This window comes from Streptomyces triticagri, assembly GCF_003429565.1.
Taxonomy (GTDB): Bacteria; Actinomycetota; Actinomycetes; order Streptomycetales; family Streptomycetaceae; genus Streptomyces; species Streptomyces triticagri.
Genome location: NZ_QUAK01000090.1, coordinates 1 through 16477 on the forward strand (window position 1 = coordinate 1; position 16477 = coordinate 16477).

A 16477-nucleotide genomic window follows, 5' to 3' on the forward strand; every position below is an offset into this window, starting at 1 on the left:
TGATTCCCAAGCTCAGAGCGCGGGTTCGATTCCCGTCACCCGCTCCATAGCAAGAGCCCCAGGCCGATGGCCGGGGGCTTTTTTGTTGCGCGGGTTGTGTTGGGCTTCGCGTCAGGTCCCGAAAGGGTCTTTCGGGCGTGTCCGAAAGCGGTTCTCCCGGTGCTCGGGCTCGAGCAGAGTGGGCGCGGTCATGAGGGAAGGGCATCGCGCCCTCCTCAACTGCGTTGTGGAACGGGGGAATTCGTATGCGTATGGCTCGGAAGGTCGTCGTGGGTGTGGGGGCCGCGGCTCTGTTGGTGACCTGTGGTGTGAGTGCGTCTGCGGCCGATGGGGGTGGAGCGTCGGAGTCGGCCGGGGCTGCGGTCGCGGACATGGGTGCGCCGCCGGAGGTCGCCGGTGGCGAAGGGGTCGTCGGGGTGAAGGCCGGGATGTGCTCGGGTAGTCCGTACAACAAGCGGGCCAAGGCGATCAAGAAGACCGTGAAGCTCAAGAAGGACTACTACAACGCCTCGCCCACCGTCATCTCCGTGAGCTACGGAACGACCATGGGCTACTACGACAAGGACACGAACAGCCACGGCAACGTCTGGCACAAGGTGCAGTACTCCAACATCCAGAACGACTGGTGCGGCTGGGTGTCGGACAACTGGGTCGAGCTGTACTACCCGTAGGCCGGCACCGAGGGTGAGCGACAGATGCGGCGGCGGCTCTCAGGAGCGGCCGCCGCTCTCGTCGTCGTACGGTCGCTGTGGTCCGGGGCCCGTGCGGTGTTTCGGGAGGCCGTGGTCGAGCCAGGCCTGTTCCCAAGTGCGGGTCAGGGTCGGGTAGATGATGAAGTGCGCCGTCCGGATCGCCGTCCGGGAGGGCGCCCGCGGGAGAGCCGGGTCGACGACGCCATCGCGTCCGCCACCCGGGAGCTGCTCGCCGAGGTGGGATATGCGAAGGTCACGACGGCCGAGGTGGCCGCGCGCGCCGGCGTGGGCAAGGCGGCGATCTACCGGCGGCACGGCAGCAAGCAGGAGATGATCTTCGATGTGCTGCTGCCGGACCGGTTTCTGGCCGTGGCCCCCGACCACGGGTCGCTGCGCGCCGATCTGGCCGCGGTGCTCGCCGAGGTCGCGGACGGCATGACCGTCGCGCCGCCGGGGACGGTCCCCGGTCTGCTGGCCGGCATCCATGCCGACCCCGTGCTGCACGAACGCTTCGACGACAAGTACCTCGGCGCCCAGCGCAGGACTCTCACCGAGATCCTGGCCCGCGCGGCCGTACGCGGCGAACTCGGCACCCGCCCCGATACGGCCGCACTGAACGCACTGCTGGTCGGCCCCGTGTTCGCCTGGCTGTTCCTGCTGTCCGAATCCCCCCGAGCGGCTCGACCAGTTGACCTCCGCGCTGGTCGACGCCGCGCTCGCGCTGACCGGGGGCGGGGCCGCCGGATGACCCCGCCGGTTCTCGTCCCGGCAGGTCGGGCCCTCCTCAGTCCGGCAGATCCGGCCTGAACGAGGTGATGCGTGGGCCGAAGGCGGCGATGAAGGCATCGTCGTGGAGGAAGAGTTGGGGTTTCGTGCCCTGGCCCGGGCCGAAGCCCGGCTCGACCGTGTCGGTGCGGCCGGACCAGACCCGTTTGCCCGTCCTCAGGTCCAGTGCGGAGATGTGGCCGTACGGGCCGAAGAAGTAGACGTGTCCCCGGGCGGCGGACTCCACCGGCGGTGCGACGGTCAGCATGCTGTCCTCGGGGGGTGTGCGGACGCCGGTCGGGCGGTCCCAGAGGAGCTTCGCCGTCTCGAGTTCGTACGCCTCGGCCCTGCCCTTCCAGGAGATCCTGTACAGCCGGTCGCCGACGATCTGCGAGGTGGCGTACCGGCCCCGGGTGCCGAGGCGGTTCGAGATCACCTCGCCGGACTCGGAGACCAGGGTGAGCCAGGTGTCGCCGTCGCCGCCCTTGCCGGCGTCCGTACCGTTCGCGTCCTGCATGCCCTGCAGGACCACGCGGCCCGCCGATGTGCCGGTGGCGTGGTGCTCGCCCGGCAGGCGCTCGACCGTACGCGCCTTGCCCGTGGCCGGGTCGAGGCGGATCACCTCGGTGCGGACGCCACCGGTCGATGCGGCAGGCGTACCGGTCTTGCGGCAGGCGAGGTACGGAACGCCGTCGGCGGACACCCGGTCGCAGTCGGTGCCCTTGGGCCAGCTGTGGGTCCATCGGGTCGCGCCGGTACGGAGGTCGAGGGCGGACACGCTGTGGGTGGTGGGTGTGGTGGCGAGGACCGCGCCGTCGATGAGCAGGGCGGCCTGTTCGGTGCGGTCGTCGTGCGGCATCTCGACCTTCCAGCGCACCTTTCCGCTGTCCGCGTCCACGCCCATCAGGTCGGTCCCGCCCATGTAGTCGCCGTTCGGCTGCTTCTTGGCGGTGTGGTTGCGGAAGCCGACGACCGTGCCGTCGCGGGGGCCGAGCGAGCGGTTGGGGCCGTCGCCCTCGCGGTTGACCGGGACCTTCCACAGCTCGTCGCCCGTGTTCGCGTCGAACTTGGCGAGGTCGTACTTCGGGCCGCTGCAGTACAGGTCCGTGCCGGCCGGCCGGCAGCCGTGCTCGCTGACCCCGCGGATGTCGTTCTGCCACGGGTGCCACTCACCCGGCGTGGCCGCGGGCCGCTCGGAGCGGTCGGTGGCCGGGGCGGGCACTCCCCCGAGGCCGAACACCGCACCCACCGTCACCGCGGTGACGGCCGCCGCCGCCCCCGCCACCTGCGCGAAGCGCCGCCGGTCGCGCCGGCGCACCACCTGGTCGGCCAGGTCGGCGGGTGCCCGCACCTGGTCGAGGGCGACCGAGCGCAGCGTCTGCCTGATCCGGTCCGCGGTCTGCTCCGACGGTTCCGTCTGCTCCGTGCGCTGCGTCCGCTCGGTCTGCCCCGTGCGCTCGGTCTGCTCCGTGCGCTCCGTCTGCCCCGTGCGCTGCGTCCGCTTCCTGGTCATCCCTGGACCCCCTTCGGCGTGTAGGTGAGCGACTGCATCTGCCCGGAGTCGTCCGCTGCGTCGTCCGCGGAGCCGTCCGCTGCGTCGTCCGCGGGACCGGATTCCGGACCGAGCTCCGGCACGAACTCCCGGAGCCTGGCCAGCGACCGGTACGTCGTACTGCGCACCGTGCCGACCGCGATCCCGAGCTGCGCCGCCACCTCGCCCTCCGGCAGATCCTCGAAGTAGCGCAGTACGACCACGGTCCGCTGCCGCTTCGTCAGCCGCCCGAGCGCTCCCCACAGCGCGACCCGCAGCTCGGCGTCCGGGCCGTGCGTGGCGCCGGCGATGTCCGGCAGTACGGGCACGGTCGTCTCGGCGCGGTGTCTGCGCAGCCGCCAACGGCTCACCTGCTGGCGGTACATGACCTTTCGGATGTACGCCTCCGGCTGCTCGATCCGCGACCAGCGGCCGTAGCTCTTCATCAGCGCGATCTGCAGCAGGTCCTCCGCCGCGTGCCGGTCCCCGCCCGTGAGCAGCACCGCGAGCTGCAGCAGCGCGGACGAGCGCATCGCCACGAACTCCCGGAACCCGTCGTCCCCCGAGGCCTCCATCGGCTGCTCCGTCCGCTCCCCCATCGGCCCTTCCCTTCCGTCGACACCCCGTATGACGCGCCGGCCGGCCCGCGGCTATCACTCACCGGCCGCAATTGTCCGCACGAATACGGCGGGAGGCACGCCGAGGTCACGAGGGCCGAGCTGCGCCCCGGGCCGCCGCGTCGGCGACGGGGACGACATACTGGCCCCGGGTGGGACAAGGGCGAATCGGGGCCGCTTCGGGCGATGGTGTCCGGGTGGGGTGGGGAGCGGGCGTGGGGAACGCGGGTGGCGGGTTCGAGGCGTTGGCGGGGGACGATCCGGAGGTGGTGGCCGGGTATCGGCTCGTCGCGCGGCTCGGGGCCGGCGGCATGGGGCGGGTGTATCTGTCGTACACCCGCGGCGGGCGGCCGGTGGCGATCAAGGTGGTGCGGCCCGAGCTGGCCGATGCGCCCGACTTCCGGCGGCGGTTCCGGCGGGAGGTGGAGGCGGCCCGGCGGGTGCGGGGTGCGTACACCGCCGAGTTGATCGATGCCGATGCCGACGGGGTGCCGCCCTGGCTGGCCACGCTGTACGTGCCCGGGCCCTCGCTCGCCGAAGCGGTCGCGCGGCGCGGGCCGTTGCCGGTGTCCGTGGTGCTGCGGCTGGTGGCCGGGGTGGCGGAGGCGCTGGCGGCCATTCACGGTGCGGGGATCGTGCACCGGGACCTGAAGCCGTCGAATGTGCTGCTCGCCGCCGACGGCCCGCGCGTCATCGACTTCGGCATCGCCGTCGCCTCGGACGTCACTTCGCACACGGTGGCGGGGAGCATGGTCGGTACGCCCTCGTTCATGGCGCCGGAGCAGGCGTCCGGGGAAGGGGTCACCGCGGCGACCGATGTCTTCGCGCTCGGGCAGACGGCGGCGTTCGCGGCGCTCGGCAGGCCGCTGTACGGGGACGGGCCCGCGGTGAGCGTGCTGTACCGGATCGTGCACGACGCACCGGATCTGGAGCGGTTGCCCGCACCGCTGCGGCCGTTGCTGGCCCGCTGCCTGGCCGCGGACCCGGCGGAGCGGGCCGGGCTTGCGGAGATCGTGGAGTGGTGCGGGCGGCTGCTCGCCGAGGAGGCGGCGGGCGGGGAAGCCGTCGGTGGGACCGATGTGTGGCGGGAGGTGCGGGGGCCGGACGTGGCGGTTCCGCGGGATGTGGTCCCGGGCGAGGCGTCGGCTGCGGACGCCTCGACGGCTGCGGGCCAGGTGACGGCCGCGGTGCCGGGCCCCGGGCCGACGGTCGTGCACGGGGCCGGGCGGACGATGCCGGCGGGGGGCCGCCCGCCGTACGGACCGGGGTCGTACCTGTATCCCTACTCACCTCCGTACCCGCACGCGCACCCCGACGCGGCCGCGCGCCGCCGCCGTAATGCGCTGGTCACGGTGGCGGGGGTGACGGCCGCGGTGGCCCTGTTCGGGGCGCTGGTGTGGAGCTTCCTTGACACGAAGGGGCGGGCGGCGGCCGGAAGTCGGGGCGGCGGGGCGTCCCCGTCCGTATCGGCGTCCGTGTCGCCCTCGGCGCCTGCCTCCGGTGCGGCGGCGGCCGACGACGGGGACGGGGGCGGGGGCGAGCGCGGGGACGACGACGGCACGGCAGGCAGCGGGCGGAAGGCGGGCGGCGGTGGCCGGGCGTCGGACACCGCATCGGACACCCCCGCATCGCCGCGGCCCGTCCCGTACGCCATGCAGTGGCTGGACGAGAAGAACTCGCTGAGCGTCAAGGAGCCGGTCGAGCGCAAGAACCGCAAGGGGGACGTGCGTCTCGTCTGCGGCGACGTGACCTGCTCGCTGCACAGCGACACCAGCGAACTGGCCATCCTGTACGGCAAGCCGGGGGCGACCCTCGACACCTGCCGGACCGCGCTCGAGGACCCCGAGGGACACCGGCTCCCGCTGGCCGCGGCGGCCGCGGGCAGCGAGATCTGCATCGGGCACCCCTCCGGGGACATCGCGCTGTTCGTGATCCAGGTGAAGTCGACCGCGCTGCCGAAGAACGGGAGCAGCTTCGTCACCGGGGACATGACGGTGTGGCGGGGCGCGGGCCGCCCTGCGAGCGGCGGCTGAGCGCGCCCGCGACCGACCGGAGGACCGGCCGGGGCGGCATGAGGGAGGAAGGCCGCCCCGGCCGGGTGGGGGGTGGTCACGGGTGACGCATGACCCCGTATCCGACCACGCGACTGCCCCTCTGTGACAGGGACTTGAGGGAGATCAGAGGGTCGGGCGCCGACCCGTGCCGGACATCGGCAGATCCGTGCCGGTCGTCGACGGATCCGTGCCGGGCATCGGCGAGCCCGTGCCGGTCGTCGACGGACCCGTGCCGGGCATCGACGGCCCTGGCGGTCACATCTTCGGCATCAGGACCGTGTCGACGATGTGGACCGTGGCGTTGGCGGTCCGCACATTGCCGCAGACGACCTTGGCGGAGTCGTTGACCTCGTACGACTCACCCGAGCCGGAGGTCGTCAGGGTGCTCTTCTCCAGGGTTTCGTAGGTGCCCTTCTCGAGCTCCTTCGGCGTGAGCTTCTTGCCCACGACGTGGTACGTCAGGACCTTGGTGAGCATCTCCTTGTCGTTCAGGACCTTGTCGAGGTCGGCCTTCGGGATCTTGGCGAAGGCGTCGTTGGTGGGGGCGAAGACCGTGATGTTCTCCGCGTTGTTGAGGGTGTCCACGAGGCCCGCCTTCTTCACCGCGGTGACCAGGGTGGAGAGCTCCGGGTTGTTGGACGCGGCGGTCGCGACGGGGTCCTCGGCCATGCCGTCGAAGCTGCCGGCGCCGTCCTCGGGGACGGAGGAACAGGCCGGGCCGAACGGCTCGTCCATCGACGCGGGCTCGGACGCCTCGTCCTTCGGCGGCGTGCTGCCCGCGGCGCGGTCCTCGCGACTCGAGCTGCCGCCGTCGTCGCTGTCCGAGCAGGCCGCAAGGGACAGCGGCAGGACGAGCGCGGCGGTGGCCGCGACGGCGATGCGGCGGAGGTGCGGGGTGGTGGCGTTCATGACGTACTCCTCGATGAGTGGGTCGGATTGCGTGGTCTCGGTGGAGGTGCGGGGCGGCCTACGTCACGTCGACCACCACCGAATGGCGGCCGGCGGCGCCGTCGGGGACGGTCCCGGTGCGCTCGGCGGTCTGGGTGTGGCCGGTACGGTCGGTGGCGCGGACCTGGAGGGTGTGGCTGCCGGCGGTGGCGGGCCACTGCCAGCTCCACTGGCGCCAGGTGTCGCGGGGGCCCTCGGCGGCCAACTCGGCGCGCTGCCAAGGGCCTTCGTCGACGCGCACCTCGACGCGGGCGATGCCCTTGTGCTGCGCCCAGGCCACGCCGGCGACGGTGACCCGGCCCGCCTTCGGCCGGGCGAAGGGCCTCGGGGTGTCGATACGGGACTGGGTCTTGATCGGCGCCTCGCGGGCCCAGTCGCGCTTCACCCAGTAGACGTCGTAGGCGTCGAAGGTGGTCAGCTCGAGCTCCTGGATCCACTTGCAGGCGGACACATAGCCGTAGAGGCCGGGCACGAGCATGCGTACGGGGAAGCCGTGGTCGAACGGCAGGGGCTCGCCGTTCATGCCGACGGCGAGCATCGCGTCCCGGCCGTCCATGACCGTCTCGACGGGGCTGCCGAGGGTCATGCCGTCGACCGAGCGGGCCACCAGCTGGTCCGCGGGCCCGCCGCGTGAGGGCGGCTGCACACCGGCCTCTGCGAGGAGGTCCTTCAGGGGTACGCCGAGCCAGCGGGCGGAGCTGACGTACGGGCCGCCGACCTCGTTCGAGACGCAGGTCAGGGTGATGTCGCGCTCGATCGGGCCGCGGGCCAGGAGGTCCTGGAAGTCGAGGGTCAGGGGTGCGGTCACGCCCTTGCCGTGCAGGCGCAGACGCCAGCTGCCGGCGTCGAGCCGGGGGACGGTCAGTGCGGTGTCGACGCGGTAGAAGCGCTTGTTCGGCGTCGTGTACGGGGTGAGGCCGGGGAGCTTCAGGTCCACGCGGCGGGGGAGTGCTGGGGCGGGCGAGGTGGGTGCGGGCAGTCGGATCGCTGCCCGTGAGGCCTCGGCCTCGGCGGCGGTCGAGGCGTTCAGGCGGCGGCCCAGGGCACCGATGCCGGTGGCGGCGATGGCGGTGCCGGCGGTGGCGAGGACGAAGAGCCTGCGGCTCGGGGCGGTCGTGGCGCGGGACCTGGGCCCGGAGCCTGCGGCCCGCGTGCCGGGGGCGGGGTCGCCGGGCGGTTCGCCCGGCGCCTGACCATCGGCGGGCCGGTCCTCGCCTTCGGCCCGCGGGGCGTCCGGAGCAAGCCCCGTGTCCTGCTCCCCGACGCCGCCGCGGCCGCCCGCGGGCGGTACGACATCCGGCAGCGGCCCGGCAGCGCCGCCCGGCTCCCCTCCTGCCTGCGGCTCCCCGCCTCCCGACGGCTCTCCGTCGCGGCCGCGGCCGGACTGCTCGTCCGAAGCGGAGGGGCCCGTACCGCCCGCCGACACGGCGGGTGCGGCGGGTGCGTGGCCCTCGTCGGGCGCGGTGGGGCTCGCCGCGGCCGACGAGGGGGTCGGCGACGAGAGGGGCCCGCGGGACAGGACATGGCCGTGCGGGACCGGGAACGCGGGTGCCGCGGTCAGGCGTCCGGTGAGGACATACAGGACGACCGACCCTGCGGCCGCGCCCGCCAGGGACGGGACCGCGTCGAGCGGCGACGTCGAATCGGGGCGGCCGGTCGCGGCCACCGCGCCGAGCAGGCCGAATGCCAGTACGCCCAGCGAGGCGTCCCCGCGACGGCGTACCGCGAGCGCCCCGAGGACCGCGGCGAACAGGCCGAGCGCCGCGAGCAGCCCGAGCCGGAGCACCAGCTTGTCGTCGGTGCCGAACTCGCGGATCGCCCAGTCCTTGACCGGCGTCGGCGTACGATCGACGACCGCTCCGCCGACCGCGGTGAGCGGACTCGCCTCGGGACGTACCGCGACCGCGGCCAGCTCCGCGACCGCCAGGGCCGCACAGCCGCTCACCAGGCCGGCGACGGCGCCGAGCCCGATTCGTACCGCGGTCTCTCCTCGGGTGCTCACACTCATGATTCGGACCGGGCGCGCTCCGCGGTTTGGTCCGTCGCCCGTCCGTCACCCTGATGCGTGAAGGTGGGGTCTATTCCTGCTGGTCTGCGCGGCGCCCGCGGCCGCGGCCGCGACGGTCGTCGGACCGCTGGTGATGAGCCTGCTGCTGACCCGCGGAAGCGGGAAGGCGCTCCTCGAACGGCATCTGGCGGAACGGCCCGGATACGCCGAGTACCGGCGCCGCACCAGCGGCTTCTTCCCGTGGCCGCCGGCGCCGCGCCACTGAGGTCCCGGGGCTGCTGTCCCGGGGCCGGCGTGGAGGCTCAGTCCAGATCGCGGGCCCGTCTGAACCGGGCCAGGGCGTCCGGGAGTTCGACGATCGGGGCCGGGTAGTCCAGGCGGGACCGCTCGCGCGCGGGGAGTTTCCAGGGCTCGTGGACGGCGCGGTCGTCGAGGTCCGCGAGTTCCGGGAGCCAGTGGCGTACGTAGACGCCGTGCGGGTCGTGGCGGCGGGCCTGGAGGACGGGGTTGAGCACCCGGTTGGGGCGGGTGTCCGTGCCGGTGCCCGCCATCCACTGCCAGTTGAGCTGGTTGTTCGCGATGTCCCCGTCGACCAGCAGGTCGAGGAAGTGCCGCGCCCCGGTCCGCCAGTCCAGATAGAGCGTCTTGGTGAGGAAGCTCGCCACCAGCATCCGGGCGCGGCCCGGCATCCAGCCCTCGTACCGCAGCTGGCGCATCGCGGCATCGATCACCGGGAAGCCGGTGCGGCCGTCCCGCCAGGCCTGCGCCTCCTCCTCGTCGTGCCGCCAACGGTCGTTCCGGGTGCGGTAGTCGGTCCACGAGGCGTGCGGGCGGGCGGCGAGCACCTGGTGGTGGAAGTCCCGCCAGGCCAGCTGCCGCCCGAACGCCTCGGGGCCCTCACCCGTCAACTCGCCTGTCCGATGGGCCAGTTCGGTGGCGGACAGGGTGCCGAAGTGCAGGTGCGGCGAGAGACGCGAGGTCGCGTCGGCCGCCAGCTCGGCGCCCTGTGCGGCGTATTCAAAGACCGGTCCGCGCAGCCAGGACGCGAGAGCGCGGCGGCCCGCCCGCTCGCCGCCGGCCGGCAGACCGGGCGACACCCCGGCCGGCTCCTTGCGCTCGGGCAGTTCGAGGGAGCCGACGGCGTCGATGTCCCGGGGTACGGGAATCGAGCGCGGGACGCCGAGCGGACGCCGGAACGCGGTGTCCTGCCGGCGCCGGAAGTACGGGCCGAACACCGCGTAGTGGTCCCGGCCCTGCGGCACCTGCTCACCGGGCGCGGCCGCGGTGATCACCGCGCTGTGCACGGTGAGTTCGCAGCCCTGCGCGGCCAGCGCGGACCGCAGCCGCTCCTCTCTGCGCCGGGCGTACGCGCCCACGCCTGCGGCGATGTGCACCGCACGGGCACCCGTACGGGACACCACGGCGCACACCTCGTCGACCACCGGGCCGGACCGCAGCACGAGGCGGGCGCCGCGTCGCCTGAGGCCCGCATCGAGATCGGCCAGGCAGTCGGCGAGGAAGGCGAGCCGGTTGGGCGCGGCGAAGCCCGCCGCCCGTACGGCGTCGTCGAGGACGAAGAGCGGCACCACCGCGCGGCCGCCGCGCAGCGCGGCCCGCAGGACCGGCTGGTCGTGCAGCCGGAGGTCGGAGGTGAACAGACAGACGGAGATGTCGGGTTGTTGCACGGTGCGCTGCCCAAGTCCTATGTCGGGAAGGCCATTTGGCCGATGGGTTCGGTGGTGGGACGGGGCGAGCCGCCCTCGGGTTCGACGGTGACGCCCATGCCGGAGGCCCCGTCCACGGGTCCGTCCATCAGTACGGCCTCGTTCCTGCCGCCACCGGCGACCAGGCCCGCGGGACGCATGGTGCCCTTGTCGTCGAACCAGAGCTGGTACGTCTTGCCCGCCGGCAGGTCCGGCAGCGAGGACGCCAGGAACGCCGCGCGGTTGCGTTCCTCGGAGACCACGACCGTGCCCGTGGAGTCGCCACCCACCGGACCGGTGACGGTCTTCGCATCGGGCGCCGCGAGCACCGCGGTCAGTTCGGCGGCCTGCTGCTCCACCCGGCGGGCCCGGTCCCGGGCGTCCTCGGCCGACTGGTGCTGCCACACGGCGACACCGCCGAGCGCGACGGCCGCCGCGAGACACGCGGCGAGCGCGAGCCGGGGCGCCGACCTGGTCCAGGCCCGCACCCGGGCGCGCGCGGGCAGCCGGGGCGGCTCCTGGCGCACGGTGGTGATCTGCTGCAGCACCCGGGCCCGCAGCTCGGCGGGCGGCGGCGCGGCGACGGCGAGGCCGAGGCGCTGTGCGGTGGCGGCGAGCTCCTTGACCTCCTGCGCGCAGGCCTCGCAGTCCGCCAAGTGGCCCTCGAACCGGTCCCGTTCGGCGGCCGGCAGTGCGTGCAGGACGTACGCGCCGGTGCACGTGTGCAGATCGGCGGTGCTCATGCGCTCACCCCCAGGCAGTCACGCAGCCGGATCAGTCCGTCGCGCAGTCGGGTCTTGACGGTGCCCAGCGGCACGGTGAGCAGCTGGGCGACCTCGCGGTAGGTCAGGCCGCGGTAGTAGGCCAGGGCGACCGCCTCGCGCTGCAGGCCGGTGAGGGTCCGCAGACAGCGCCGCACCCGCTGCTGCTCGAGCCGGGTCTCGACCTGCTCGGTCACCTCGTCGTACGCGGGCAGCTGGTCAAGGAGCGCCGCCTTGTGCTCGCGCGCCGCACTGGCCTCGGCGGACCGCACCCGGTCCACCGCCCGCCGGTGGGCGAGGGTCAGCACCCAGGTCATGACGCTGCCGCGGTCGGGGCGGAAGCGCGCGGCCGTCCGCCACAGCTCGACCAGCACCTCCTGGGTGACCTCCTCCGACTGCGCCGGGTCCCGCAGCACACTGCGTACGAGACCGAACACCGGGCCGCTCACCGCGTCGTACACGACGGCGAACGCGGCCTGGTCGCCGCGGGCCACCTCGGTCAGGCGCGCCTCGAGGTCGCCGTCGGGCGACGGAGCGCCGGCCGGGGAACTCTCCGCCGCTCTCATCCGAGCCCCTCGTCCACCATGCGTCCAGCCTCTCTGCTTCCGGTGTCGGTCCGAGCTCCCGTGACGCGGGTTTCCGCGATGCGCGGTGCGGACACCCGGACGGGTTCACCCAGTGATTCGGAGCAGCTTGGCGCACGGATTGGCCCGGATCCGGGAGGCGCCCCCCAGGTCCCGTCCGGGAGCCGGAGCGGGCCGGGCGGAGACCGGATCAGAGCGTGCGGAGCAGCAGCATCGCGCCCATCGCGAGCATCGTGACGGCGACCAGGGAGTCGACCACGCGCCAGGCGGTGGGGCGGGCCAGGACCCCGCTGAGCAGTCGGGCGCCGTAACCGAGCCCGGCGAACCAGACCAGGCTGGCCAGGACCGCGCCGAGCCCGAACACCCAGCGCAGCGAGCCGCGTTCGGCCGAGATCGAGCCGAGCATCAGGACGGTGTCCAGGTACACGTGCGGGTTGAGCCAGGTCAGGGCCAGGCAGGTGAGCACCGCCGTCCGGACCGAGCCGGTGGTGGTGCCGCGGGTGGACATGCCCTCTCCGTCGGCGGGGCGCAGCGCGCGTACGGCGGCCAGGGTGCCGTAGCAGAGCAGGAAGGCTCCGCCGGCCAGGCCGACCAGGGTGAGCGCGGCCGGCCAGGCGGTGACCACGGCGCCCAGGCCGGCCACCCCGAGGGCGATCAGGACCGCGTCGGACAGGGCGCAGATGCCGACCACCGCGAGCACCGCCTGGCGTCGGATGCCCTGGCGCAGGACGAAGGCGTTCTGCGCACCGATGGCGACGATCAGGGACAGGCCGGTGCCGAATCCGGCGGCGGCCGCGGGGACGAAGCTGCTGGTCATGACGTCGACGCTAGGGACCGACCCGGCCTTAGTCGAGCTAAAGTTTCTTACGTTGCATTAGCTGAACTGAATTAGCTGAACTGAAGCTGAGCTGAATTAGCTGAACTGAAGATCCGGCTCCGGGGTCGGGTGGCGCCCGGTGACCGTACGGAACGAGGTGGACGCGGATGGCCATGGCCGACCTGCCGCTCGAGCAGGTGCGCACGCTGCTCGCCGTCGTGGACGAGGGCACCTTCGACGCTGCGGCGGCGGCCCTGCACGTCACGCCCTCGGCGGTCAGCCAGCGCGTCAAGGCGCTGGAGCAGCGCACCGGCCGGGTGCTCCTGATGCGTACGAAACCGGCCCGGCCCACCGAGTCCGGGCAGGCGGTCGTACGGTTCGCGCGTCAACTGGCCGCCCTCGAACGGGAGGTGCGCGCCGACCTCGGCACGGCCGACGACGGATCGCCGGCCCGGCTGCCGATCGCGGTGAACGCGGACTCGCTCGCCACCTGGTTCCTGCCCGCGCTGACCCGGGTGCCGCGGCAGGTGGCCGTCTGCTTCGAACTGCACCGCGAGGACGAGGCGCACACCGCGACCCTGCTGCGCGAGGGGCGGGTGATGGCGGCGGTGACCTCCGCCGTGGAGCCGGTGGCCGGGTGCACGGTGCGGCCGCTCGGCATGGCCAGGTATCTGCCATCGGCCCACCCGGAGTTCGTGGCCCGCCGGCTCTCCGCCGGACCGCTCGAGGAGTGCCTGCCCGAGGCCCCGGTGATCGTCTTCGACCGCCGGGACGAGCTGCAGGACGGCTTCGTACGGGAACTGACCGGCGGGGCGCGGAGCGCGAGCGGTGTCCGGCACTTCGTCCCGACCTCGGAGGGCTTCTGCGACGCGGTGGCCGCCGGGCTCGGCTGGGGGCTCGTACCGGAGCAGCAGGCGCTGCCCCTCTACCGGTCCGGCGCCCTCGTCGGACTCGCGCCGGAGCGCCGGCTGGACGTACCGCTGTACTGGCAGCAGTGGAAGCTGGATGTGCCGGCCCTGGCGGTTGTCGCCGAGGCCGTCGCCGAGGCCGCCGGGGAATCACTGCACGGGCTCGAGTGACGCAGGCGGCTGGTGACGCATGCGAGTGCGGGTCAGGCCCCGGGATCCGTGATGTCGACCATCCACGGGACGCCGAAGCGGTCGGTGCAGGCGCCGAAGACATCGCCCCACATCTGCTTCTCCATCGTCATGGAGACCGTGCCGCCCTCGGACAACTTCTCCCAGTAGCCACGCAGTTCGGCCTCGTCGTCGCCGCTGAGCGAGACCGCGAAGCTGGTGCTGCGGGAGAACGTCATGCCGGGAGGGGTGTCGGCGCCCATCAGGACGAAGCCGTTCGGGGTCTGCAGCATGGCGTGCATGATTTTGTCGGCGTCCGGGCCGCTCATGCCGCCGGCTTCGCCGTAGGTGTTGAGCGACAGATCACCGCCGAAGACCTCCTGATAGCGCTCCATCGCCGCGCGGGCGTCGCCGTCGAAGCTCAGATAGGGGTTGAGGATCGAGGTCATGGGAACCTCCGCAAGGGGTGTGCGGGCGGATGCGGCCGCGCCTGCGGCCGGGGCCCAGCACCGGATGCCTGCAGGTTAGACCCGGGGCCCCGGGCCGGCATCCGGAGTCCGCGTCCGCTCCCGCCGCCACCGGCCCGTTCGACCTGCACGCTTAATGCCTAGAATGTGCAAGTGCGTACCTACAGCATCAGGACGGCCACCGCCGACGACCTCGGCCCCGCCCGCGCCATCATGCTCGACACCGTCTACCACGACTTCGGCACGGGCTATGTGCCGCGGTGGCACGGGGACATCGTCGACCTCGAGGGCGCGTATCTGCGCCCCGAGCGGCACACCCTGCTGGTGGCCGTGGACGACGCGGACGGCACCGTCGTGGCCACCGCCGCCCTGGACTCGCGCGGGCCCGCACACCCGCCGAACCCCCGCTGGATCGCCGACCGCTTCCCCTCCGGCGAGACCGCCCAGCTGCGGCGCGTGTATGTACGGGCCGCACAGCGCCGGCACGGGATCGCGCGCCGCCTGGTGACGGAGCTGCTCGACTTCGCTGCCGCGGACGGCGGCTACCGGTCCGTCTATCTGCACACCGACCCGGCGGTGCCGGGCGCCGAAGGGTTCTGGCGGTCGATGGGCAAGGCGGTACTCGACGAGCGGGACGAGCCCGGCGGCTCCCGGGTCGTGCACTTCGAGGTGGTCATGGGCGCCGACGGCCCGGGTCCCCGCCCCGGCCACTCGGATTCTTAATGGAAACGGTTTCCGAGTACTGTGGAGCCGCCGCCCCGGCACCACGTCGCCGCGAGAACCCCGAGCCCTCCGAGCCCTCCGAGAACCCCGAGCCCCCCGAGACCCCCTGAGAACGAGGACCATGCCCTCCGTCCCCCGCCGCCGACTCGCAGCCGCACTGCTTGCCGCACCCCTGCTCGCCGGCTGCTTCGCCGCCAACGACGACTCCTCGTCCGAGGGCCCCGAGGGTTCCGCCGACGGCGACCGGCTCCGCGTCGCGCTCGCCTTCCCGCCCGCCGAGAACTTCTCCCCGTACGGCGCCGACGCCACCCTCCTGAGCAGGCTCGGCGTGACCGAGGGTCTGACCAAGCTGGACGCCAACGGCGCCGCGGCCCCCGCGCTCGCCGCCTCCTGGAAGAAGGAGAGCGAGAGCAGCTGGCTGTTCACCCTGCGCGAGGCCGAGTTCCAGGACGGCGGCCGCGTCACCCCGGCCGCCGTGGCCACGGCCCTGAAGCACGCGGCCGAAGCGAAGCCCGTGACGGCCGCGCTCTCCGGCGTCTCCCTCACCGCGAAGCCCGTCGGCGACACCCGGGTACGGATCACCACCGCGAACCCGGACCCGGCGCTTCCGCTGCGCCTTTCCAGCCCCGGTCTCGCGGTGCTCTCCGGCAAGGCGTACGGCAAGGACCGGGTGGATCCGAAGGGCACGGCGACCGGCCCGTTCGAGCTCACCGACACCGCCGGGGCGACCAAGGCGACGCTCGAGCGGTTCGACGGCTACTGGGACGGGCGGGCGCAGGCAGCCGGCATCGACGCCCGGTTCATCGCCGACGGCACCGCCCGTACGAACGCACTGCGCACCGGTGACGTGGACATCGCCGAGGCGATCCCGGCCTCCCAGACCGCCTCCCTGGAGAAGGACCAGCGGCGCGAGACGGCCACGGCACGCACCACCGGCCTGCAGCTCAACACCGGCAGCGGCGCCTTCGAGGACGCCGGACTGCGCGCCGCCGCCCGCGAGGCCGTCGACGGATCCCAGCTCGCCGAAGGGGTGTACGAGGGCCACGCCGACGCGGGCGCCGGCATCTTCGGACCGGCCCTGACCTGGGCCGAGTCCAAGCGCGTCAAGCCCACCGGACGGGCCTCCGCGAAGGACCCGAAGGGCACCTCGATCACCCTCGCCACCTACGACAACCGGCCCGAACTCCCCGAGGCCGCCCAGGTGCTCAAGCAGCAGCTGCAGAAGGCCGGCTTCGAAGTGAAGATCGTGGTGCGCGAGTCGTCCCGGATCGAGGGCGACGCACTGGCCGGGAAGTTCGACGCGTTCCTCGGGGCGCGGAACACCATGCTCGACACCGGCGACCCGGTCTCGGTGCTCGCCAGCGACTACACGAGCAAGGGCAGCTACAACCTCTCCCTGCTCTCCGACAAGAAGGTCGACGCGGCCGTCCGCAAGGCCGAGGACACCGCCGACACGGACAAGCGGCAGGACGCGACGATGGCCGCCGAGGCCACGATCCTCGGCACCGACGCGATGGTCCCGCTCGTCCACCAGCGGATCGTCACCGGCGTCGGCTCCTCCGTCGAGGGCGTCGTCCTCGACCCGTACGAGCGCGCCCTGGTTGGCACCGGCACACGGCGCTGAGCGACGGCGATGACGACGGGACCCGCGCCCGACGGGCGCCGCGCCCCCGCGGGCCGTCCCGCGCCCGCGAAGCTCCTGCGCGGCGCCTGGCCCGCGGCGCTCTGGCG

At 73.3% G+C, this 16477-nt stretch carries 15 protein-coding genes and 1 pseudogene; 7 read left to right on the forward strand and 9 right to left on the reverse strand.

The window, feature by feature from the left end:
• Positions 1-371: 371 nt before the first annotated feature.
• Both DY218_RS16845 and DY218_RS16850 read left to right on the forward strand, forming a co-directional pair.
• Positions 372-671: a hypothetical protein gene (locus tag DY218_RS16845; protein ID WP_128556874.1), complete on the forward strand. Its 300-nt coding sequence runs from the start codon at positions 372-374 to the stop codon at positions 669-671.
• Between the two features lie 165 nt (positions 672-836).
• Complete coding sequence (locus tag DY218_RS16850) at positions 837-1499, forward strand: TetR/AcrR family transcriptional regulator (protein ID WP_158574047.1); 663 nt, start codon at positions 837-839, stop codon at positions 1497-1499.
• On the opposite strand, the gene DY218_RS16855 is transcribed toward DY218_RS16850, so the two are convergent.
• Entirely contained in the window at positions 1477-2970 is a 1494-nt protein-coding gene (locus tag DY218_RS16855) for an outer membrane protein assembly factor BamB family protein (protein ID WP_158574049.1), read from the reverse strand. The genes DY218_RS16850 and DY218_RS16855 overlap by 23 nt on opposite strands.
• Positions 2967-3563, reverse strand: a complete 597-nt coding sequence (locus DY218_RS16860) for a SigE family RNA polymerase sigma factor (protein ID WP_128556887.1) — start codon at positions 3561-3563, stop codon at positions 2967-2969. The genes DY218_RS16855 and DY218_RS16860 overlap by 4 nt, the downstream gene beginning before the upstream one ends.
• A gap of 257 nt (positions 3564-3820) precedes the next feature.
• On the opposite strand from DY218_RS16860, the gene DY218_RS16865 reads away from it, so the two are divergent.
• Positions 3821-5638, forward strand: a complete 1818-nt coding sequence (locus tag DY218_RS16865) for a serine/threonine-protein kinase (protein WP_267899377.1) — start codon at positions 3821-3823, stop codon at positions 5636-5638.
• 276 nt (positions 5639-5914) lie between these two features.
• On the opposite strand, the gene DY218_RS16870 is transcribed toward DY218_RS16865, so the two are convergent.
• Complete coding sequence (locus DY218_RS16870; RefSeq protein WP_128556876.1) at positions 5915-6568, reverse strand: fasciclin domain-containing protein; 654 nt, start codon at positions 6566-6568, stop codon at positions 5915-5917.
• 58 nt (positions 6569-6626) lie between these two features.
• Positions 6627-8615 carry a molybdopterin-dependent oxidoreductase gene (locus DY218_RS16875; RefSeq protein WP_128556877.1) on the reverse strand — a complete coding sequence of 663 codons (1989 nt, stop codon included), beginning with the start codon at positions 8613-8615 and terminating at the stop codon, positions 6627-6629.
• Between the two features lie 64 nt (positions 8616-8679).
• On the opposite strand from DY218_RS16875, the pseudogene DY218_RS16880 reads away from it, so the two are divergent.
• Positions 8680-8880 (forward strand): annotated as a pseudogene (locus DY218_RS16880) (DUF1295 domain-containing protein); the annotation flags it as partial.
• 37 nt (positions 8881-8917) lie between these two features.
• Here the strand turns inward: DY218_RS16880 and DY218_RS16885 are convergent.
• The 4 genes from DY218_RS16885 to DY218_RS16900 form a co-directional block, all read right to left on the reverse strand.
• The gene (locus DY218_RS16885; RefSeq protein WP_128556878.1) at positions 8918-10300 is read right to left on the reverse strand and encodes a cryptochrome/photolyase family protein; all 1383 of its coding nucleotides are present in this window, start codon (positions 10298-10300) and stop codon (positions 8918-8920) included.
• A gap of 17 nt (positions 10301-10317) precedes the next feature.
• Positions 10318-11061 carry an anti-sigma factor gene (locus tag DY218_RS16890; protein WP_128556879.1) on the reverse strand — a complete coding sequence of 248 codons (744 nt, stop codon included), beginning with the start codon at positions 11059-11061 and terminating at the stop codon, positions 10318-10320.
• Positions 11058-11645: a sigma-70 family RNA polymerase sigma factor gene (locus DY218_RS16895; RefSeq protein ID WP_128556880.1), complete on the reverse strand. Its 588-nt coding sequence runs from the start codon at positions 11643-11645 to the stop codon at positions 11058-11060. The genes DY218_RS16890 and DY218_RS16895 overlap by 4 nt, the downstream gene beginning before the upstream one ends.
• Positions 11646-11853: 208 nt before the next feature.
• The gene (locus DY218_RS16900) at positions 11854-12480 is read right to left on the reverse strand and encodes a LysE/ArgO family amino acid transporter (RefSeq protein WP_128556881.1); all 627 of its coding nucleotides are present in this window, start codon (positions 12478-12480) and stop codon (positions 11854-11856) included.
• Between the two features lie 167 nt (positions 12481-12647).
• Here DY218_RS16900 and DY218_RS16905 point away from each other — a divergent pair, with 167 nt between their 5' ends.
• Complete coding sequence (locus tag DY218_RS16905) at positions 12648-13559, forward strand: LysR family transcriptional regulator ArgP (RefSeq protein ID WP_128556882.1); 912 nt, start codon at positions 12648-12650, stop codon at positions 13557-13559.
• 32 nt (positions 13560-13591) lie between these two features.
• Here the strand turns inward: DY218_RS16905 and DY218_RS16910 are convergent, their stop codons facing one another.
• On the reverse strand, positions 13592-14005 hold the full coding sequence (locus tag DY218_RS16910; RefSeq protein ID WP_128556883.1) for a VOC family protein: 414 nt from the start codon (positions 14003-14005) through the stop codon (positions 13592-13594).
• A gap of 171 nt (positions 14006-14176) precedes the next feature.
• Here DY218_RS16910 and DY218_RS16915 point away from each other — a divergent pair, with 171 nt between their 5' ends.
• Both DY218_RS16915 and DY218_RS16920 read left to right on the forward strand, forming a co-directional pair.
• Entirely contained in the window at positions 14177-14746 is a 570-nt protein-coding gene (locus tag DY218_RS16915; protein ID WP_128556884.1) for a GNAT family N-acetyltransferase, read from the forward strand.
• 121 nt (positions 14747-14867) lie between these two features.
• Positions 14868-16370, forward strand: a complete 1503-nt coding sequence (locus tag DY218_RS16920) for an ABC transporter substrate-binding protein (protein ID WP_128556885.1) — start codon at positions 14868-14870, stop codon at positions 16368-16370.
• The last annotated feature ends 107 nt before the right edge of the window (positions 16371-16477 follow it).